This window comes from Caballeronia sp. INML1, assembly GCF_023631085.1.
In the GTDB taxonomy this organism is placed as follows: domain Bacteria; phylum Pseudomonadota; class Gammaproteobacteria; order Burkholderiales; family Burkholderiaceae; genus Caballeronia; species Caballeronia turbans.
The window spans coordinates 96772-117176 of the sequence record NZ_JALQDT010000064.1 but is presented as its reverse complement, the minus strand read 5'-3'; the positions used below and the strand labels follow the sequence as shown (position 1 = coordinate 117176).

General features: G+C 63.1%; 21 protein-coding genes and 1 pseudogene. 7 read left to right on the top strand and 15 right to left on the bottom strand.

The window, feature by feature from the left end; genetic code table 11:
• Nucleotides 1-30 precede the first annotated feature (30 nt).
• A complete protein-coding gene (locus NCR38_RS26205) occupies nt 31-1122 on the top strand; it encodes a PAS domain S-box protein (RefSeq protein WP_086960712.1) in 1092 nt (363 codons plus the stop codon).
• 43 nt (nt 1123-1165) lie between these two features.
• Here the strand turns inward: NCR38_RS26205 and NCR38_RS26200 are convergent, their stop codons facing one another.
• The 3 genes from NCR38_RS26200 to NCR38_RS26190 all read right to left on the bottom strand — a co-directional run bounded on the left by NCR38_RS26200 (nt 1166) and on the right by NCR38_RS26190 (nt 3257).
• Nucleotides 1166-1471: a DUF1488 domain-containing protein gene (locus tag NCR38_RS26200; protein ID WP_061116294.1), complete on the bottom strand. Its 306-nt coding sequence runs from the start codon at nt 1469-1471 to the stop codon at nt 1166-1168.
• Between the two features lie 174 nt (nt 1472-1645).
• A complete protein-coding gene (locus NCR38_RS26195) occupies nt 1646-2119 on the bottom strand; it encodes a universal stress protein (RefSeq protein ID WP_250477801.1) in 474 nt (157 codons plus the stop codon).
• Nucleotides 2120-2216: 97 nt separating this feature from the next.
• Complete coding sequence (locus NCR38_RS26190) at nt 2217-3257, bottom strand: zinc-dependent alcohol dehydrogenase family protein (RefSeq protein ID WP_061116292.1); 1041 nt, start codon at nt 3255-3257, stop codon at nt 2217-2219.
• 162 nt (nt 3258-3419) lie between these two features.
• Between NCR38_RS26190 and NCR38_RS26185 the strand changes: the two genes are divergently transcribed.
• On the top strand, nt 3420-3614 hold the full coding sequence (locus NCR38_RS26185; protein ID WP_061116518.1) for a hypothetical protein: 195 nt from the start codon (nt 3420-3422) through the stop codon (nt 3612-3614).
• Between the two features lie 26 nt (nt 3615-3640).
• Here NCR38_RS26185 and NCR38_RS26180 read toward each other — a convergent pair whose 3' ends face one another.
• The 7 genes from NCR38_RS26180 to catA form a co-directional block, all read right to left on the bottom strand.
• Nucleotides 3641-4987, bottom strand: coding sequence for an MFS transporter (locus tag NCR38_RS26180; protein WP_061116291.1), 1347 nt, complete (start codon nt 4985-4987; stop codon nt 3641-3643).
• Nucleotides 4988-5219: 232 nt separating this feature from the next.
• Entirely contained in the window at nt 5220-5615 is a 396-nt protein-coding gene (locus tag NCR38_RS26175; RefSeq protein WP_061116517.1) for a RidA family protein, read from the bottom strand.
• A 20-nt stretch (nt 5616-5635) separates the two neighbouring features.
• Nucleotides 5636-6412, bottom strand: a complete 777-nt coding sequence (benD, locus tag NCR38_RS26170) for a benzoate diol dehydrogenase BenD (protein ID WP_061116290.1) — start codon at nt 6410-6412, stop codon at nt 5636-5638.
• Entirely contained in the window at nt 6409-7437 is a 1029-nt protein-coding gene (gene benC / locus NCR38_RS26165) for a benzoate 1,2-dioxygenase electron transfer component BenC (RefSeq protein WP_061116289.1), read from the bottom strand. The genes benD and benC overlap by 4 nt, the downstream gene beginning before the upstream one ends.
• 35 nt (nt 7438-7472) lie before the next feature.
• Entirely contained in the window at nt 7473-7961 is a 489-nt protein-coding gene (benB, locus tag NCR38_RS26160) for a benzoate 1,2-dioxygenase small subunit (RefSeq protein WP_061116288.1), read from the bottom strand.
• Nucleotides 7958-9316 carry a Rieske 2Fe-2S domain-containing protein gene (locus tag NCR38_RS26155; protein ID WP_061116287.1) on the bottom strand — a complete coding sequence of 453 codons (1359 nt, stop codon included), beginning with the start codon at nt 9314-9316 and terminating at the stop codon, nt 7958-7960. Before NCR38_RS26155 ends, benB begins: the two co-directional genes overlap by 4 nt.
• 115 nt (nt 9317-9431) lie before the next feature.
• Nucleotides 9432-10367, bottom strand: coding sequence for a catechol 1,2-dioxygenase (catA, locus tag NCR38_RS26150; protein WP_061116286.1), 936 nt, complete (start codon nt 10365-10367; stop codon nt 9432-9434).
• Between the two features lie 177 nt (nt 10368-10544).
• Between catA and NCR38_RS26145 the strand changes: the two genes are divergently transcribed.
• From NCR38_RS26145 to NCR38_RS26130, 4 genes are all read left to right on the top strand, one after another.
• On the top strand, nt 10545-11468 hold the full coding sequence (locus tag NCR38_RS26145; protein ID WP_061116285.1) for a LysR family transcriptional regulator: 924 nt from the start codon (nt 10545-10547) through the stop codon (nt 11466-11468).
• 105 nt (nt 11469-11573) lie between these two features.
• Nucleotides 11574-12701, top strand: a complete 1128-nt coding sequence (locus tag NCR38_RS26140; RefSeq protein ID WP_250477800.1) for a muconate/chloromuconate family cycloisomerase — start codon at nt 11574-11576, stop codon at nt 12699-12701.
• A gap of 33 nt (nt 12702-12734) precedes the next feature.
• Nucleotides 12735-13013, top strand: coding sequence for a muconolactone Delta-isomerase (catC, locus tag NCR38_RS26135; protein WP_061116283.1), 279 nt, complete (start codon nt 12735-12737; stop codon nt 13011-13013).
• Nucleotides 13014-13030: 17 nt separating this feature from the next.
• Nucleotides 13031-14236 carry a benzoate/H(+) symporter BenE family transporter gene (locus tag NCR38_RS26130; protein ID WP_061116282.1) on the top strand — a complete coding sequence of 402 codons (1206 nt, stop codon included), beginning with the start codon at nt 13031-13033 and terminating at the stop codon, nt 14234-14236.
• 166 nt (nt 14237-14402) lie between these two features.
• Here NCR38_RS26130 and NCR38_RS26125 read toward each other — a convergent pair whose 3' ends face one another.
• On the bottom strand, nt 14403-15776 hold the full coding sequence (locus NCR38_RS26125) for an amino acid permease (protein ID WP_061116281.1): 1374 nt from the start codon (nt 15774-15776) through the stop codon (nt 14403-14405).
• A gap of 178 nt (nt 15777-15954) precedes the next feature.
• Between NCR38_RS26125 and NCR38_RS26120 the strand changes: the two genes are divergently transcribed.
• Nucleotides 15955-16428, top strand: coding sequence for an Lrp/AsnC family transcriptional regulator (locus tag NCR38_RS26120; RefSeq protein WP_061116280.1), 474 nt, complete (start codon nt 15955-15957; stop codon nt 16426-16428).
• 39 nt (nt 16429-16467) lie between these two features.
• Here NCR38_RS26120 and NCR38_RS26115 read toward each other — a convergent pair.
• The 4 genes and pseudogenes from NCR38_RS26115 to NCR38_RS26100 form a co-directional block, all read right to left on the bottom strand.
• Nucleotides 16468-17298: pseudogene (locus NCR38_RS26115) on the bottom strand (ATP-binding cassette domain-containing protein); the annotation flags it as partial.
• Nucleotides 17262-18044 carry an aliphatic sulfonate ABC transporter permease SsuC gene (gene ssuC / locus NCR38_RS26110; protein ID WP_061116278.1) on the bottom strand — a complete coding sequence of 261 codons (783 nt, stop codon included), beginning with the start codon at nt 18042-18044 and terminating at the stop codon, nt 17262-17264. The gene ssuC and the pseudogene NCR38_RS26115, both read right to left, overlap by 37 nt.
• Nucleotides 18041-19189 (bottom strand): FMNH2-dependent alkanesulfonate monooxygenase, encoded by a 1149-nt coding sequence (ssuD, locus tag NCR38_RS26105; protein WP_061116277.1) that lies wholly within the window; start codon nt 19187-19189, stop codon nt 18041-18043. Before ssuD ends, ssuC begins: the two co-directional genes overlap by 4 nt.
• A gap of 156 nt (nt 19190-19345) precedes the next feature.
• Nucleotides 19346-20332: a sulfonate ABC transporter substrate-binding protein gene (locus tag NCR38_RS26100; RefSeq protein ID WP_086960749.1), complete on the bottom strand. Its 987-nt coding sequence runs from the start codon at nt 20330-20332 to the stop codon at nt 19346-19348.
• Nucleotides 20333-20405: the final 73 nt, after the last annotated feature.

Genomic DNA, 20405 nt, shown 5'->3' with positions numbered 1-20405 from the left:
ACGTTGCTTGCGCGACCGGGCCCAGCAACGATGACGAACGCCTCAGCAGCCGTACCCGACGATCCACGCGCCCCGCTCTCGTCCGCGCTGCAGAACGATGCGTCTTTCCGGCTTCTCGTGGAGGCCGTCGAAGACTATGCGATCTTCCTGCTCGACGCCCACGGCAACGTCGCGACGTGGAACTCCGGCGCAAAGAGGATCAAAGGCTATGACGCGCGGGAGATCGTCGGCCGTCATTTTTCCGTCTTCTATCCGCCCGACGACATCGCGGCGGGCAAGCCGCAAAACGAGCTTTCGATAGCGGCGCAGGCCGGTCGCGTGGAAGACGAAGGCTGGCGCGTCCGAAAGGATGCGAGCCGCTTCTGGGCGAATGTCGTCATCACGGCACTGCGCGACGCGCGCGGCAATCTGCTCGGCTTCGCCAAGGTCACGCGCGACATGACCGACCGGCTGCGGCTCACCGAGTTGCAGCACGCGCGCGAACTGTCCGCGCACGTGCAGAGCGCGCTCGAAAACGAGCGCGCGTCGATTGCCCGCGAATTGCACGACGATCTCGGCCAGCAGCTCGCCGCGCTGAAGATGCAGTTATCGACGCTCGACGCCGGCGCGCAGATCGCCGCGATGCAGACGCAGATCGACACGATCATCGGATCGGTGCGGCGAATCGCGGCTGGCCTGCGCCCGCCCGTGCTCGACGATCTCGGGCTCTTCGCCGCGATCGACTGGCTCGTCTGCGACGTTCGCCGGCGTTACGATCTGACGATCCAACTGCATATCGAAGGTGAGGAAGGCGGAATCGACACGAGCGCCTCCACGTCGGTTTTCCGGCTGGTGCAGGAAGCGCTCACGAACGTCGTGCGCCATGCGCAGGCGAGCGAAGTACGCATCGCGATCGCCTGCACGCGGTCGCGCTGCACGCTGACGATCGAAGATGACGGTTGCGGCGCCGACGTCACACGCGGGCGCGCCGCCGGGACGTTCGGCCTGCTCGGAATGGGCGAGCGCGTACGTCAGCTGGGCGGCGTCATCGAGTTTCGCAGCGCGCCCGGCGAAGGCTTTCGCATCCTCGTGGAAATTCCGCTCACACGTCGCGCCGACAACGGCGTCCCGGCGTCACCTTGAGTCAGTCGAACGCGGCGGATCGCGCGTGCGTGCGGTTTCCCGGTCAGGCCCGGCTCGACGACGTCTGAGCGCGCGCCCGGCGAAACCGGAAAAATCCGCTGCGCAGCATGACCGATGTGCCGCCGACGCGGTTCAGCAGGTGTTCGGCAGCGCCTTCGATCGACGAGCGATGGCTTTCGAAAGCCTGCTGCAAATCTTCCTCCCGCCAGGAGGCCGCGCCGAAGTGATCCTCCAGCGCCTCGGCGGAAATGGTGCACGCGATGCGCTCGCCGTCGGCGAACGCGGCGAAGGTGAGTGAAGGGACATCGCCCTGATAGACGGGCGGCTGGCTTGCAAACGTAATGTTCATGCCGATACCTCGTGGTGCATCGATGCGGGGTGGTTCGACGTTCAGGACATATCCCCTCAGTCTCTGCCACGGATTCGTGGTGCGTATTGATCTGGATCAATACGGCCGCGTGGACCGGCGTTAGACGAGTTTTGATCGTGAGCCGGCCGCTTCTCCGGTCAGAGCATGCGATCCTCACGCATGTCCCGACGCACCGCTCGTCTCGCGCGTGAGCAGCACGGCACACGTCGAGCGCCTGACGAACGCTTCGGCGACACTGCCGAGCGCAAGCCTGCGCAATCCGGTGCGGCCGTGCGTGCCCATGACGACGACGTCCGCGAGCATCTGCACCGCGCGGCGCTGCAGGCATTTCGCGATCGTGTCGGTCACATCGCGTGTTTCGGCAAGTTCGGTTTCGCATTCGATGCCCGCATCGAGCGCACGCGCATACGCGATCTCCAGCGCGTGCGCGCCTTGCTCACGAACGCTCACACGGTACTGCGCCGGATACGACGAAAGCGCGGCCACGTCGATGACGTGCACGACCCGCACCCTCGCGCGCGCGCCGATGCGAATCGCCTCGTCGAGCGCGCGTTGCGAACACGCACTGCCATCGAGCGCCACCATGATCTTGCGGTACATGGTCACCCGGCCTTTGCTTCCGCTCACGCCGCCCCCTTCAGATTGTCGACGCGCCCGAGCTTGCGTTCGATGCGCTCCACGAAGACACCGATGAGCACTGTCGGCACGCTCACGCTTTCCATGGTCACGCCACTTCGATGATGACCTTCAGCGCCTGGGTTTGCGCCGCGCGGCTGAAGGTATCGTAAGCATCGAGCGCGCGCTCGAGCGTGAAGCGGTGCGTGATGAGTTGCTTCGGCTGAAGCCGTCCCGCACGCACGGTCTTGAGCAGCATCGGCGTGCTGACCGTATCGACAAGGCGCGTCGTGATCGTGATGTTGCGATCCCAGAGCGATTCGAGATGGATATCGGCTTTCACGCCGTGCACGCCCACGTTCGCGATCGTCCCGCCCGCCGCGACGATCTGCTGGCATAGCTCGAAGGTCGCCGGAACGCCGACCGCCTCCACCGCGCAGTCGACGCCCGCGCCATCGGTCAGACGCATGATTTCGGCGACCGGCTCCATGCCCGTGATGTCGATGCACGCGCTCGCACCGAACGTGCGCGAGACTTCGAGCCGATGCGCGTCGCGGTCGATCATGATGATCTGCGCAGGCGCGTAAAACTGCGCCGTGAGCAAGGCGGCCAGACCGATCGGTCCCGCGCCGACGATCGCGACCGTGCTGCCCGGCTGCACGCGGCCGTTGAGCACGCCGCATTCGAAGCCCGTCGGAAGAATGTCCGACAACATGACGAGCGCGTCTTCCTCGACGCCCGCCGGAATCGGATAGAGACTCGTATCGGCATGCGGGATGCGCACGAATTCCGCCTGCGTGCCGTCGATCTTGTTACCGAGGATCCAGCCGCCTGTCGCGCAATGCGAATACATGCCGCGCCGGCACGCTTCGCATTTGCCGCACGAAGAAATGCACGAGATCAGCACGTGATCGCCCGGCTTGAATGCCGATACCGCCGCGCCCACCTCCTCGACGATGCCCACGCCTTCGTGCCCGAGCACGCGCCCGGGCTCGCAGGTGGGCACGTCGCCCTTGAGGATGTGCAGATCGGTGCCGCAGATGGTCGTGCGCGTCACGCGGACGATCGCATCGGTGGCCGCGGCAAGCGTCGGCTGGGGCCGCTCGTCGAGGGATTTGTTTCCGGGACCGTGATAGACGAGTGCCTTCATCTGCGAGCTCCCTGGCATGGCGCGAAGTGGATGAACGTTTCCGACTTTATCGCGGTGCCCGCAGCGGGAATTTGACTTGGGTCAATCGGCAGCGCATTGGCGCCGATGACCGCGCGCGCCGTGTACGATAGACGCGTCGACTATCGAATTTCAGGAGGCGCCATGAAAGCGGTGTGCCCGCTGCACGGGCCGACGACCATCATCCGCACCAACGCGTATGGCTTTCCGGTCTACGCATGCTGCTGCGACGACTTGCCCTATGTCACGCCGCCGGACGCGTGCACGCGAGCGCCGACGCAACGCGGCGCGCCTTCCGAGCCACAGAAGCCCCGGCAGCCGACATCCCGAAAGGAATGAGTGCGGGGCGTGCTCGGGCGAGTGCGTCAAACCGGATCGGCCTGTGGCGCGACGGCCGGGCCAGCGTCGCGCCTGGAACGACGTGAATCGATCAGGCAGACCGCCAGCATCGCGATGACGCCGGGAATGGCAATGGCGACGAAGTTCTGCTGGAGCGGCAGCGCCCTGCTGACGAGAAAGCCGATCACAATGGGCGCGAGAATCGCGCCGCTGCGTCCGATGCCCGACGCCCAGCCGATGCCTGTCGATCGAATGGCCATCGGATAGAACTGTCCGGCAAACGCATAGGTGACGATCTGCGTGCCGATGGTCGAAGCGCCCGCCAGCCCGACCAGGACAAACAGCACGCCTGTCGGAACCTTCACGCCCAGCAAGCTGATGGAGATGGCCGCGAGCGCGTACATCGCGATGAGGACGTGCTTGATGTTGAAGCGGTCAGCGAGCCATCCGCCGCCAATCGCCCCGATCATCGCACCGAAGTTCAGGACGAGAACGAACGTGAGGGCCGAGCCGAGGCTGTGTCCGGCGCCCGCCATGAGTTTCGTCAGCCACGAACTCAGCGCGTAGACCATGAACAGGCACATGAAAAACGCGATCCACAACATGACCGTGCTCAGTCCGCGGCCCTCGGCAAAGAGCCTTGCGATCGTCGAACCGGGCGCGGCTTCGCGGTCGGAAAGCGAAAAGGTGTCGTCTTGCTGCGGCACGTAGGCGGGATTGACGCGCGCAAGAATGCTCTTCAGGCTTTCCGCGCGATTGTTTCGCACCAGGAACGCGAGCGATTCGGGCATGTACTTGAGAATCACCGGAGCAAGAAGCGCGGGCACGCCTGCGGCAATGAACACCGACTGCCAGCCGTAGCGCTCGATCATGCCCTTGCCGACGAGCGCCGCAAGCATGCCGCCGACGGAGTATCCGCTGAACATCAACGTCACCATGGTGCTGCGGATCTTGCGCGGAGAATACTCCGTCATCTGCGCCACGACGTTCGGCATGACACCGCCGATGCCGAGTCCCGCAAGGAAGCGCGCAACACCGAAGATCACGGGGTCCCGGGTCAGTCCCGCGGCGGCCGTGAAGACGCTGAACAGCACGAGACAAATGACGATTGCGGGCACCCGGCCGATCCGGTCGGCGATCGTTCCGAGGAACACCGCGCCGAGCATCATGCCGAGCAAGGCGGAGCTCACCATGAATCCGGCGCTCGTCGGCTGAATGCCCATGTCGCTCATGATCGATGGAAGCGCAATGCCGACGACCGCGAGATCGTATCCATCGAAAATGATGATGAGCGCGCACCAGAAAAGCAGTAGCAAATGAAATTTCGTGAACCGGGCATCGTCGCATAACTTCTGAACGTCGATAGGACGCATGGTTGTCTCCATTAATGTAGGACTTGCTTTGATTTCCGCGATTTTCTTTCTGGATTGATTCGACGGCTCGATGCACGCGCACGCGCGCTTCCCTTGCCGCACTGAAAGCGCAGCAAAAAGCCGGGGCTCACCGATGAATACCCGCGTTGACGTTCTTATCTGATACCAGCGTCCGTTCCCGGTCTGGTTTCCCGCTATGCGGCCGGGAATTGCGCGGCGTTCAGTTTCCTGACTAAGGCAATACCGCGACTGCCTTGATTTCGACGACATAACCCGCCGCGCCGCCCAGCATGTGCGCGCCGATGGCGGTCCACGCAGGCAGCGGATGCGTGTTCAGATAGCGGTCGCGCACCTGCATGAACAAAGGCAGATCGCGCATGTCCGTGTGGAAGGTGGTCACGTCGACGACATCGCTCAATGACGCCCCCGCCGCTTCCAGCACCCGCTTCAGATTCTCGAATGCCTGCACGATCTGCGCCTCGCGGCCTTCGACCAATTGCATGGCCGCATCACGACCGATCTGCCCGGACACGTAAATCGTGTTGCCGGCCTTGATCGCGGGCGCGTAGCGAATCTTTTCATAGACCGCTTCCATTCCCGCCGGAACGATAGCTTTGTGTTCACTCATGGCATGTGTCTCCTGCAGACTCAACCGTTATCGCCGCCGGCGACCGGCAATACCGCGCCGGTGATATAACTCGCTTCGTCCGAAGCGAGGAAGAGAATCGGTGCGACCTGTTCTTCGAGCGTGCCGTAGCGCTTGAAGAAGGTCGATTCGGTGACCTGCTTCACCGCTTCGCCCATCCAGATTTTTTCCTGCTCGCTATCGCCGCTCGCGTTGCGCGGGACGCGTCGCACAGGCGCTTCGGTGCCGCCCGGCGCGGCCGCGACCACGCGAATATTGCGCTCGCCGTATTCCATCGCCAATGCCTGCGTCATCGCGTTGACACCCCCCTTCGCGGCCGAATAGGGCACGCGTCGAATGCCGCGCGTGGCATTCGAAGACACGTTCACAATGGTTCCGCGACCACGCTCGAGCAGATACGGCAACACCGCGTGACAGGCGTAGAGCGTAGGCATGAGCGAGCGTCGGATTTCGGCGTCGATCTGCGCGGGCTCGAACTCGGCATATGGACGCATGCGGATCGCGCCGCCGACGCCGTTCACGAGAATATCGATGCCGCCGAATTTGCGCGCCGCGAAAGCCATCGCCGAGGCTGCGCCTTCATAGGTCTCGAGATCCGCGACGAAGCCTGCCGTCTCCGCGCCCGGCGCTTCGGCGGACACTTCGGATACGAAGTCCGCGCGATCGACGAACAGCACCTTCGCGCCCTCGGCGGCCGCACGCAGCGCCACGCCGCGTCCGATGCCCTGCGCCGCGCCGGTGACGATCATCACCTTGCCGGCAAATCGTTGTGTGCTCATGCGGTCACCGGCGCGGCGTTGGGAGTGAACTTCTCGTAGTGGAAGCTGTTGGGCTTCACCCCGTTGTCGTCGAAGTGCTTGCGCACTGCATCGACCATCGGAGGCGGACCGCACAGGTATACATCGACATCGCCGTCATTCAGCGATTCTGCGGGCATATGCTGCGTCACCCAGCCCTTGCGCGGATGATTCGAGTCCGCATCGGCGACGACGGTGCTGAACGTGAAGTTCGGCAGCTTCGCCGTGTACGCCTCGATCGCGTCGACCTGCACCAGATCGAGGTCGCGTGTCACGCCGTAGATCAGGTGAATCTTCTGCTGCGAGCCGGCGCGCGCGAGCACTTCGAGCATCGACAGGAACGGCGCGAGGCCCGTGCCGCCCGCGAGGAACAGAAGCGGCCGCTCGACGGCGCGCAGATAGAAGCTGCCGAGCGGTCCCGTCAACTCGACAGTGCTGCCCGCCCGCGCGGATTCGAGCCACGTACTCATCACGCCACCGGGTATCTTCTTGATGAGGAAGCTGATCTTCGTCTGCCCCGGCGCGGACGAGAACGAATACGAACGATGCTGACCACTGCCGGGCACGTCGATATTCACGTACTGGCCCGCCAGAAAAACAGGCGCGGGCGTGGCGGCATCGACGTCCAGTTCGAGCACGACGGCGGCATCGTTATGCGGCTCTATCTTCGTGACCGTCGCGGCGAACTTGCTTTGCGCGGTCTTGCATGCGGTGGACGAAGCCGGCACCGCAATCACGCAATCGCTCGACGGCACCATCTGGCAAGTGAGCACGAGACCGGTTTCCTTCTCGTCGTCGGAGAGCGCGTCTTCGATGTAGTCGTCGCCGAGATCGTAGCTGCCGCTTTCGGCGCGGCACTTGCAGGTGCCGCATACGCCGTCGGAGCAATCCATCGGCAGGTTGATCTTGGCGCGGAACGCGGCGTCGAGCACCTTCTCGCCCGCCTTGCATTCGACGAAACGCGTCACGCCGTCTTCGAAATTGAGTGCAATGTTGTAGCTGGACATGTTGCCTCCTACTTCGTGTCTCATCACCGGGGGCATCAGACGTGGTAGACGTCGAGCACCTGACGGATATAGTCGTTCTTAAGCACAATCTTCTTGTGCGCAATCAGCAGAATGTCGTCGGCCTTTCGCAGCGTCAGGAAAATCGTGCCGAAGAAATGGTCGGTGATCTTGTAGCGATGATTGAGCGTGTCGAAGTTGTAGCGCACGTCGACCTCGTTCTCGCGTTCGGCGAGCACTTCGACATTGGTGACGTTGTGGCTCGTGCGCGGCTCGGGCATGGATGCGCCGCTGCGCTCGGTCTTGATGCGAAACACGCGATCTTCGAGTCCGCCGCGATCCGGGTAATACATCAACGAGATCTGGCTCTCGTGATCGTCCGTGAGCTGATCGTCGTCGTCCCATGCGGGCATCCAGTACGTGACGTCTTCCGCATAGCAGCCCAGCCACTCGTCCCACTGACGGTCATCGAGCAGGCGCGCCTCGCGATACAGCGTCGCGCAGATTTTCTGGTAATCGAAGCTCATGCCAGTGCCTCCCCTTGTTCCTTCTTCAGGGCGTCACGCATCACGTTCACCCAGTATTCGTGCTGCACGACGAAAAGCCCTTCGTCCTCGCTGCGTTCGCCCGAAATGAGCGGCTTGATACCCATGTTCTTCGCGTTCTCGTCCGGACCGTGAACCCACAGCGGCGCACCACGCGAAAGGTCGTTCCACATGGCCGTGATGCCCGCATAACCCGACTGACATGCGCGGAACTCTTCGAGGTCGTCGCTCGTGCCCATGCCTGTCACGTTGAAGAAGTCTTCGTACTGGCGGACGCGCGTCGCGCGGTCCTCGGCGCTCTCGCCTTTCGGCGCGAAGCAGAAGATGCTGACTTCGGTCTTGTCGACACCGAGCGGCCGCACCACGCGAATCTGCGTGCTGAACTGATCCATCAGGAACACGTTCGGATAGAGGCACAGATTGCGCGTCTGATTGACGATGTAATCCGCCTGCACTTCGCCCACGCGCGCCTTGATCTCCTCGCGATGCTGGTAGACCGGCCGCACTTCCGGATTCATCGTCCGGGTCCACAAGAGGATGTGGCCATGATCGAAGCCATACACGCCCGCGACCGACTTGCTCCAGCTGTTGGCATCGACCGCTTTCGTGCCTTCGACCTTGCGGCGGCCCATCGTCGCGGCGTAGTTCCAGTGCACGGTGCTGACGTGATAGCCGTCGCAGCCGTTCTCCATCTGCATCTTCCAGTTGCCGTCGTAGATGTACGAGGAGTTGCCGCGCAGCACTTCGAGTCCGTTCGGCGCCTGATCGACGATCTGATCGATGATGACCTTCGTCTCGCCGAGGTAGTCTTCGAGCGGCATCGAATCCGCATTGAGGCTGCCGAACAGGAAACCGCGATAGCTCTGGAAACGCGGCACTTTTCGCAGATCATGCGAGCCGTGCGTGTTGAATTGAATCGGATACTCGGTGGTCTTTTCGTCCTTCACCTTCAGCAGCTTGCCGGTGTTGGAGAAGGTCCAGCCGTGGAACGGGCACGTGAAGCTGCCTTTGTTGCCATGCTTGCGACGGCACAGCATCGCGCCCTTGTGTGCGCAGGCGTTGATGACCGCGTGCAGTTCACCGGTCTTGTCGCGCGTGACGACCACGGGCTGGCGGCCGATCCACGTCGTGTAGTAATCGTTGTTGTTGGGGATCTGGCTTTCGTGCGCGAGATATACCCAGTTGCTCTCGAAGATGTGCTTCATCTCGAGTTCATAGAGATCGGCGTTCGTGAAGATATCGCGGCGGCAGCGGAATACGCCGCTTTCCTTGTCGTCCTGAACGGCCGTTTGCAGCAGTTCGTCGAGCTGACTGGCTTTGTCGGTGATGGCGGACATATGAGTTCTCCCTATGCGCGTTCCCGTGACGGAGCACATGCATCGGTGTCGAATGATTGGTGCAGAGATTCTGGCGGCGACAGAGTTGTCGCCGCTTCAGGCGCGCTTCGCGCTGTTACGCAGCGGCTGCGGCGCGCGGGCGATGGACGATCTGGTTGTCCTTGCCCTGCACAAGCGGCGTCAACTGAATGTCGAACACGATTTCCTTGTACGCGTCGGACTTGAGTCCCAGCGCCGTGCCGCCCGTCTTTTCGACGACATGCGGCACCAGTTCCTCGCGAGTCGCGTAAGCGAAGTCGTCCCAGATGAGCGGATCGCCTTCGATATTGATCTGCGTCGTCAGCTTGCGATGGTTCTCGCTGGTCGCGAAGAAGTGCACGTGTGCGGGACGATTGCCATGACGCGCAAGCGCGTTCAGCAGCTGCTGCGTCGCGCCGTGCGGCGGACAGCCGTAGCCCACGGGCATGAGCGTGCGGAATTCGTAGGTGCCATCGGCGCCCGTCCTGACCGCGCCGCGCAGGTTGAAGTCGCTCTGCGCACCGGTCGGGTCGAAGTGCGAATAGAAGCCCTTCGAGTTGGCGTGCCAGCATTCGACCACGGCATTCGCGACGGGCTTGCCGTTTGCGCCGGTGACGGTGCCGCGAATGATGAGCGGACCCGCGTCTGCATCGGGATCGAGGTCGATCTTCGACACGCCGTCGCGCACCGGCGCACCGGCGACATACAGCGGGCCTTCGATGGTGCGCGGCGTGCCGCCGTGGATATCGGCCTCGCGGTCCTCGGCATCCATGCGGATGTCCAGATACTTTTCCAGACCGAGGCCGGCGGCGAGCAGCGCAGCTTCGCCGTCCTGACCCAGCTTGTTGAAGTAAGTGACGCCAGCCCAGATTTCATCGGGCGTCATGTCGAGTTCGTCGATGGCCTTGAACAGGTCGCTCAACAGGCGATGCGTAATCTCTTTGGCGCGAGCGCTGCCGTCCTGACTCCCGAGATTGGCAGCGGCCTTCAACAGTTCCTGCACTTCCTTCGTATCGAACACTTCGATGCTCATGTCTGCTCCTGAATCTCGCAATTTTCTGGTGGGGTTAACCCTTGCTTCAGCACCGGTGTAGATATGCTCGGAAGGTATAGTCGGGTGTTGAAACAGAGCGTGAAGGCAGGATAATGGACCTAAAGAAGGCCAGTCCAACACTGATTTAGTATTGGGCCATATCCAGGAGGTATAGAGATGGAGCTGCGACATCTCCGCTATTTCGTAGCGGTGGCAGAAGAACGGAATTTCACGCGCGCCGCGCAGCGGCTGCATATCGCCCAGCCCCCTTTGAGCCGTCAGATACAGCAACTCGAAGAGACGCTAGGCGTGCAACTGTTCGAACGCAACTCGCGCCCGCTCAAGCTCACGGAGACGGGCAAGTTCTTCTATTCGCACGCGGTGCAGCTGCTCGCGCAGACCGCGGAGCTCGAATCGATGACGCGTCGCGTGGGCAATATCGAACGGAGTCTGTCGGTGGGTTTCGTGGGCTCGACCTTGTACGGGATGCTGCCGAAGATCATCCGGCGCTTTAGGGACGAGAACGCCACCGTCGAGCTCAGTCTTCACGAAATGTCGACGATGGACCAGATCCGCGCGCTCAAGGACGGCCGCATCGATGTGGGCTTCGGCCGCATTCGGCATGAGGATGCGAACATCCGCCGCGTGATTCTGCGCGAGGAGCAGATGATCGTCGCGCTGCCGGTCGGCCATCCGCTCTCGCTCGCGAAGCCCGTGCTGTCGCTGCGCGATCTCGTCAACGAGACGCTGATCATCTTCCCGAAGGCGCCGCGCCCCAGTTATGCGGATCAGGTGCTCTCCGCCTTCCAGGACCGCGCACTCGCGCCGCGCAAGATCTATGAAGTGCGCGAGTTGCAGATCGCGCTCGGGCTCGTCGCGGCGGGCGAAGGCATTTCCGTCGTGCCGAGCAGCGTCTACGGCCTGAAACGCGACGACGTGAGCTACAAGGAACTGGACGACCCGACGCTCGTGTCGCCCATCATCATGAGCATGCGCGCGCTCGACGAGTCGCGCGACATCAAGGAAATGCTCGAACTCATCTACCGGCTGTACGAGGAGGAGCGGATCGTCTATACGCCGCGCACAGATCGGGGGCGATGACGCGCGTCATACCTCGGGGGTATGGCACTAGACGTCAACGGTGTTGGACAGGCGGCAAACGGGCGCGCAATACTCCATCAACCCTTCCATTCCGACATTTCAGGTATGAACGCCCAAATAACTTCCGTCGAAGCGATCCTGGTTGACCTCCCGACCATTCGCGCGCATCAACTCGCAATGGCGACGATGCAGCACCAGACCCTCGTCATCGTCCGTCTGCGCACGAGCGACGGCATCGAGGGCCTTGGCGAAGCCACGACGATCGGCGGCCTGTCTTACGGCGATGAAAGTCCCGAAGGCATCAAGCTGACCATCGATACTTATCTCGCGCCGGCGCTCGTCGGACAGGATGCGACCAACATCAACGGCGCGATGCTCAGGCTGAACAAGGTCGCGCGCGGCAACCGCTTCGCGAAGTCCGCGATCGAAACCGCGCTGCTCGATGCGCAGGGCAAGCGCCTGAGCGTGCCGATAGCCGAACTGCTCGGCGGCGCGGTCCGCAAGACGCTGCCCGTGCTCTGGACGCTCGCGAGCGGCGATACCCAGCGCGATATCGAAGAAGCGCAAATGTTGCTGGCCGAACGTCGTCACAACACGTTCAAGCTGAAGATCGGCCGGCGCAGCGTTCGCGATGACGTCGCGCATGTAGCGAAGATCAAGGCCGCGCTCGGCGACCGCGCCAAGGTCACTGTCGATGTGAACCAGGCCTGGAGCGAAACCGATGCGGCGCTCGGCATCGAAGCGCTGGAAGCGGCCGGCATCGATCTCATCGAGCAGCCGACTCCGCGCGAGCAGCGCGGAGCGCTCGCGCGGCTCGCGGCGCGTTTCATCGTGCCGATCATGGCCGACGAAGCGGTGACGGGACCGGAAGACGCGCTCGAACTCGTGCGTCATGCATGCGCCGACGTGTTCGCGCTGAAGATCGCGAAGTCGGGCGGCATCTACGGGATGATGCGCACGGCCGCCATCGCCGATGCGGCGGGCGTGTCGCTTTACGGCGGCACGATGCTCGAAGGCAGCATCGGCTCGATTGCATCGGCGCATGGCTTCAGCGCGCTACCGCAACTCGCATGGGGCACCGAGCTGTTCGGGCCGCTGCTGTTGAAGGACGACATCGTCACGGCGCGCCCGCAATATCGCGACTTCGACCTGCACATGCCGGAAGGCCCGGGCCTCGGTCTGCAGATCGATGAAAAAAAGCTCGCGTTCTATCGCCGCGACAAACGCGCCTGAACGCTCACACTCAACACCTGATCCGAGGACGACATGCTTTATCTCGTAAGAATGGACGTACACCTGCCGCACGACATGCCCGCCGCGAAGGCCGATGAAATCAAGGCGCGCGAGAAGGAGTACTCTCAGGAACTGCAACGGCAAGGCAAATGGCAGCAGTTGCATCGCATCGTCGGCGAGTATGCGAACTACAGCGTCTTCGATGTCGATTCGCACGATGAACTGCACACCATCCTCTCGGGCCTGCCCTTGTTTGCGTATATGACGATGAAAGTGACCGCGCTCGCGCGTCATCCTTCGTCCATCCGCTGAATCGGCGAAAGGATTTCATGAAGCGCGACACGGAACCCGGTTTGATGTCGGCCGCGCCGAAGGGTAGCGGGTCCGTGGCGGCGGTGAGCGCCGGATTGCTTGCGGTCATCATCTCGTATGCGGGGCCGCTCGCGATCTTCTTTCAGGCCGCGCATACGGCGCATGTCGGCAACGATGTAATCGCGTCCTGGGTATGGTCCATTTCGATGGGCGCGGCCGTCTCGGGCATCGCATTGAGCTTGTGGCTGAAGCAGCCGATCATCACGGCCTGGTCCGCTCCCGGCACGGCTTTGCTCGTCACGCTGTTCCCCGGCATGCCGGTGAGCGAGGCGATCGGCGCGTATCTCGTCGCGGGGGCATGCATCTTCGTGCTCGGCGTGTCGAGGTGGTTCGACCAGATCGTCGAGCGCATACCGAAAGGCATCGCCTGCGCGATGATGGCGGGCATCCTGTTTCAGTTCGGCACCAGCCTGTTCAAGTCTGTTGCCGTCACGCCCTGGCTCGCGCTCGGCATGCTGGCGAGCTTCCTCGTTTTCCGCCGATGGGCGCCGCGCTATTGCCTGATTCTGGTTCTGGCATCCGGTGTCGCGCTGGCCGTGGCGCTCGGCCTGACGCATTTTTCGTCGGTCAGCTTCCATCTCACGCGCCCCGTATTCATGATGCCGACGTGGACCTGGCAGTCGGTCGTGAGTCTCGCGGTGCCGCTCGTCATCGTCAGTCTGACGGGTCAGTTCCTGCCCGGCTTCGCGATCTTGCGCGCCTCCGGTTATCACACGCCGACGCGGCCGGTCCTCATGACGACGAGCCTCGCGTCGATGCTGGTGGCGTTCTCGGGCGGCATCACGATCGTCATCGCGGCGATCACGGCGGCACTGTGCACCGGACCCGATGCGCATCGCGACCCGGCGCGCCGCTATGTCGCCGGGATCGCGAACGGACTCTTCTATCTCGTGGGCGGATGCATCGCCGGAACGGTCGTGATGCTGTTCGGCGCGCTGCCGAATGCGTTCGTTGCCGTGCTCGCGGGTCTTGCGTTGCTGGGTGCGATCGTGGCCAATGTCGTCGGGCTGGTGAAGGATGAGGCGCATCGCGAAGCGTCGTTCATTACGTTTCTCGCGACGGCTTCGAATATGAGTTTTCTGGGGCTGGGGTCGGCGTTCTGGGGCATTGTGTTGGGGACGCTCGCGCATTTGGTTCTCGGGAGCGCGAAAGAGAAGAGCTAGAGCCGTGTTAGGGATTGGCGGGTTCTTCGACGCGCTGCATGCGAAGTCTTCCTTCCCCGCATGCCGATTCACCTTACCCTGCCCGGCATGCGGCACGCGGCAGCCGGCGGCGAAAGGATCCGATCGCCGGGATAGGCTTCGATGTGTTCGAACATGACGGCCCCCTTCAAACGCGCGACAACGCCGCACTCGCGCGACGACGATTGCGAACGGCATACCCCACGCCCAGCACGACGAGCCAAACCGGAATCAGATACACCGAAATGCGCAAATCGGGAATCATGCACATCACCACGAGAATGCCGCCAAGGAACGCAAGACACAGATAGTTTGTAAGCGGATAGCCAAGGCTCTTGAACACCGTCGTCTCACCGGCACGCGCCTTCGCCCGGCGGAATTGCAGATGGATAAGACTGATCATCGCCCAGTTGATGATGAGCGCCGATACGACGAGGCCCATCAGCAACTCGAACGCCTTGCCGGGCATCAGGTAGTTGATGAGCACGCACGCGGCCGTCGCGATGGCGGAAACGCCGAGCGCGATCAGCGGAATGCCGCGCTTGTTCACCTTGAGCAGCGCGCGCGGCGCGTTGCCTTGCTGCGCGAGACCGTAGAGCATACGGCTGTTGCAGTACACGCCGCTGTTATAGACGGACAGCGCCGCCGTGAGCACCACCGCATTGAGCACATGCGCGACGAAGTTGCTGTTCATCGCATGAAAGATCAGCACGAACGGGCTGCCGCCCGTCACGACCTTCTGCCACGGATACAGCGAAAGCAACACGCCGAGCGCGCCCACGTAAAAAATCAGAATGCGGTAGATCAACTGATTGGTCGCGCGCGGAATGGTGTGCGTGGGGTCATCCGCTTCAGCCGCGGTGATGCCCACGAGCTCCAGCCCGCCGAACGAGAACATGATGACGGCCATCGCCATCACGAGACCGGAGACGCCGTTCGGGAAGAAGCCGCCATGACGCCACAGGTTCGTGACGCTCGCTTCCGGTCCCGCACTGCCCGAGACGAGCAGATAGCCGCCAAAGCCGATCATGCCGACGATCGCGACCACCTTCACGATCGCGAACCAGAACTCCAGCTCGCCATACGACTTCACGCTCGTGAGATTGATCGCGTTGATCAAGCAGAAACACACGAGCGCGGATACCCACGTCGGGATGCCCGGCCACCAGTACTGCACATAGATGCCGACGGCCGAAAGCTCGGCCATCGACACGAGAATGTAGAGCACCCAGTAATTCCAGCCCGACAGAAAGCCCGCGTATTGCCCGCAGTACTTGTCCGCGAAGTGGCTGAACGAACCCGCAACCGGCTCGTCGACGACCATCTCGCCGAGCTGACGCATGATGAAAAATGCGACGATGCCCGCGATCGCGTAGCCGAGCAACACCGACGGTCCCGCCGATTTGATCGTCTGCGCAATGCCGAGAAACAGCCCGGTCCCGATCGCGCCGCCCAGCGCGATCAGCTGAATGTGACGGTTCTTCAGGCCGCGCTTGAGCGTGCCTTTTCCCTCATGTGCCACGTGTCTCTCTCCTTGTGTGCTGCGGTGAATTCCGGACGCCTCCGACCTCGGACGTCCCCGCTCGATTTAGGGGAATCAGTGTAAATTTGTTACGCCACAATATGATTTCCTACGACGCGCAGACAAACCCTAGTTTCCGCATCCGGATTTCGTCATTGAGGATATAGGAGAAAGAAAATTGCAGACTATCGAGTTCGATCGTATCGACCTGCGTTTGCTCGGGATTCTGCAGTCTCGCGGCCGCATTTCCAATCTCGAGCTGGCGGAAGCGATCAATCTGTCGCCCGCGCAGACGCTGCGGCGTCATCGGAGGCTGGAGGAACTGAGCGTCATCAAGGGCTACGAGACGCGGCTCGATGCGCAGGTGCTCGGCTTCGGCGTGGTGGCCTTCATCCAGGTGACGATGGAGCGCGGCCACGTGCGCGATCTGGCGAAATTCAAGAGCGTCGTGGGCAAGCTCGCGGAGATACAGGAATGCTTCGCCGTGACCGGCGATATCGATTACATGCTGAAGGTGATCGCGCGGGACCTGAAGGGCCTGTCGGAGTTTCTGCTCGACACGCTGATGCGCATTCCCGGCGTGAGCGGTGTGAAGTCGAGCGTGTGTCTCGACGAATTGAAGTGCGTCAGCGCGGTGCCGCTGGATGCATAGTGCGGCCCGCGCTCGCGCAAAGCGCGCACCGCACGGTCAGCTACGTTGAAGCACGCGCGAAAGCACCTGCTCTTCCAGTTCGGCGAAGCCGGGCGCCGTGCGCGTGCGCGGCCTTTGCAACGACACCGCCGTATCGAGCGTGATGCGCCCTGCATCGATCAGCACGATGCGATCGCCGAGCGACACCGCCTCCTGCACATCGTGCGTCACGAGCAACGCGGTGAACTTGTGCTCGCGCCACAGGCGCTCGATCAGCCCCTGCATCTCGATGCGCGTCAACGCATCGAGCGCGCCGAGCGGCTCATCGAGCAGAAGCAGATCAGGCCGATGCACGAGCGCCCGCGCGAGCGCCACACGCTGACGCTGCCCGCCCGACAGTCGCGACGGCCAGTCCTTCTCTCGCTCGGCGAGACCCACTTCGGCGAGCGTCGCGCGGGCGTCATCGCGCTTGCTGCGCGGCAATCCGATCATCACGTTGTCGAGCACGCTCTTCCACGGCAAGAGGCGCGCATCCTGAAACATGATGCGCACTTGCAGTTCGCGCGCCGCCGCCGGTGCATGGCGCTGCACGACGCCGGCCGTCGCCCGATCGAGACCGGCGACGAGCCGCAGCAAGGTCGACTTGCCGCAGCCGCTGCGCCCGACGATCGACACAAAGCTGCCGCGCTCGATCGAGAAATCCAGTTGATCCAGCACGCGGCGCTCGCCGAAGCGCTTCTCCACGCCACGCAGCGAGACGGCGAGGTCGCGCCCCGCGAATGGCGCGCGTGCGTGCGGCGTTTGCGTGTCGACGCGCCTGAACGCAGGCGCCAGTGTGTCGATGTCGATGAGATTCATGATTGCGCCTTCGTTTGATAGGCCGGATGCCAGCGCAGCGTCGCGCGTTCGATCGCACGCGCGGCCATGTCGGCGACCTTGCCGAGCAGCGCATAGAGCAGAATGCCGACCACGACGATATCGGTTTGCAGGAACTCGCGGGCGTTCATCGTCATGTAGCCGATGCCCGATTGCGCGGAAATCGTCTCGGCGACGATCAGCATCACCCACATGAGGCCGAATGCGAAGCGCACGCCGACGAGAATCGACGGCAATGCGCCCGGCAGGATCACATGCCGATACAGCGCGAAGCCGGACAACCCGTAGCTCTTCGCCATCTCGATCAGATCGCGATCGACCGAGCGGATGCCGTGATACGTGTTGACGTAGACCGGAAAAAACACGCCCAGCGCGACCAGCACGAGCTTGGCTTCCTCGCCGATGCCGAACCACAGGATCAGGAGCGGAATCATCGCGAGCGCGGGGATGTTGCGGATCATCTGCACGGTCGAGTCGAGCGCGACCTCGGCGGGCTTGAAGAGACCGGTCGCCAGACCGAGCACGAAGCCGATGCCGCCGCCCATCGCGAAGCCCGCGAGCGCGCGGCCCGCGCTGACCTTGACATTGGCCCACAGGTCGCCCGATTCGATCAGAGACCACGCCGCCTTCACCACCGCGAGCGGCTCGGGCAGCACGCGCGATGACAGCCCGCCCGTGCGCGCGGCGCTTTCCCATGCGATCAGGATCAGCACCGGCACGAGCCACGGCAGCGCGCGGCGAGCGATGGAATTCAGCGTCATGATGCCGATACCTTCGGCAGCTCCGACGTGCCGATGACTTCACCGAACGGCCCCGAAAGCGGCCCGCTCGCCTGTTCGCGCTGCCGACCGGGCAGCAGCGGAAACACCAGTTCGGCGAAGCGATACGACTCTTCCAGATGCGGATAGCCCGACAGGATGAAGGTGTCGATGCCGAGTTCCGCGTATTGCTTCATGAGGCCGGCGACCTGCTCCGGATTGCCGACGAGCGCTGTGCCCGCGCCGCCGCGCACGAGCCCGACGCCCGCCCACAGATGCGGATACACCTCGAGCTTGTCGCGGTTGCCGCCGTGCAACGCGGCCATGCGGCGCTGGCCTTCCGAATCCATCTTCGCGAACTGCGCCTGCGCGCGGCGAACGGTTTCATCGTCGAGCTTGCTGATGAGCTTGTCAGCGTCCGCCCATGCTTCCTGCTCCGTCTCGCGCACGATCACATGCAGGCGAATGCCGAACTTGATCGTGCGGCCTTCGTCGGCGGCGCGGCGGCGAATGTCGGCCAGCTTCTTTTCGACGTCCTCGGGCGGCTCGCCCCATGTCAGATACGTGTCGATGTGCTTCGCCGCGATCTCATGCGCCGCCGCCGACGAACCGCCGAACCACAGCGGCGGGTGCTGCTTCTGCACCGGCGGATAGAGCACCTTGCCGCCTTGCGATTGCAGGTGCTTGCCGTCGAAATCGAAGCTGCCGTTGTCGTGCGACTGTTCGAGCAGGCCGCGCCAGATGGTGAGGAATTCGTCGGTGATTTCGTAGCGCGTGTCGTGATCGTGGAAGACGCCGTCGCCGGCGAGCTCGTTCGGATCGCCGCCCGTCACGACGTTGATGAGCAGACGCCCGTTCGAAAGCCGGTCGAATGTCGATGCCATGCGCGCCGACAATCCCGGCGAGCTCAGGCCCGGACGGATCGCGACGAGAAACTTGAGGCGCCTCGTCGCGGGAATGAGGCTCGACGCGACCACCCATGCGTCCTCGCAGGAACGGCCCGTGGGCAGGAGCACGCCTTCATAGCCGAGCGTATCGGCGGCTACCGCGATCTGGCGGAAGTAATCGTAATTCGCAGCGCGCGCGCCTTGCGACGTGCCGAGATAGCGACTGTCACCGTGAGTGGGAATGAACCAGAAAACATTCATCGCGGAATCTGCCTCGTCTGTTCGTCGTATGTTGAAAGAGTGCTTGCCGCGCGCGATGGCAGCGGCGCTCCGACGAGTCTAACGACGCACCGCGCGCAGCCGAACCAACGTTTCGCGTGAAGGATATGCGCGATCGTGCTAACGCCGGAACCGCGATCAGGCGACGTTCCAGCGCGCCTCGGTCACGTCGAGCTTCTTCGGGATCAGCTTGAGCCCGGTGAAGGTATCGGCGATCTGCTGCTGATAAGCGAGCGTGGCCGGCTCGATCGCCTGCACGCCGTATGACGTGCGCCTGAGCGCGGTTTCGATGATCTCCGTATCGAGCCCGACGAGCGGAGACAGTTGCGCGGCCACGGCCGGCACGTTGTCACGCGCCCAGCGATCGACCTGATCCAGTTCTTCGAGCACCGCATGCACGAGTTGCGGCTGCGCCGTGGCGATCTTGCGCGTCGCGAGGTAGTACTGCACGTTGCGCACGAGCCCACTCGCGTCGGTGAGCTGACGGGCGCTGGCCTGCTTCTCGGCGGCGGCGAGATACGGATCCCAGATCGCCCATGCGTCGATGCTGCCCTGCACGAACGCGGCGCGCGCATCGGCGGGGGCGAGATAGACCGGCTGGATGTCGGACCACGTCAGGTTCGATTTTCTGAGCGCCTCGACGAGCAGATAATGAACGTTCGATCCCTTGTTGAGCGCGACTTTCTTGCCGCGCAATTCCGCCACCGACTGGAGTTTCGAATCCTTCGGCACGACGATGGCCTCGGCGTGCGGCGCGGGCGGCTCGTGCCCGATATAGACGAAGTCGACGCCTGCCGCCTGCGCGAAGATCGGCGGCGTTTCACCCACCGTGCCGATATCCACCGCGCCCGCGTTGAGCCCTTCGAGCAGTTGCGGCCCGGCGGGAAATTCGAGCCATTGCACGTTGACGCCCTGCGCGGCGAGACGCTTGTCGAGCGAGCCGCGCGCCTTGAGCACCACGAAGTTGCCGTACTTCTGGTAGCCGATGCGTAAGGTCTTCGGCGCATCGGCGGCCTGCGCGATGCGCCCGGCGAGTCCGCCCGACAGCCCCGCACCGAGCGCGGCGAGCGTGAAAAGCGTGCGGCGACGCGCGGGAATGAAGGGCGTGTTCTTTCGGTCGGACATGCGTTGTTCCTCGTTCAAAAAAGCATCTTTATCGATGCCCACGCCGACGATGTTAACAACGCGCGCCTGTGCG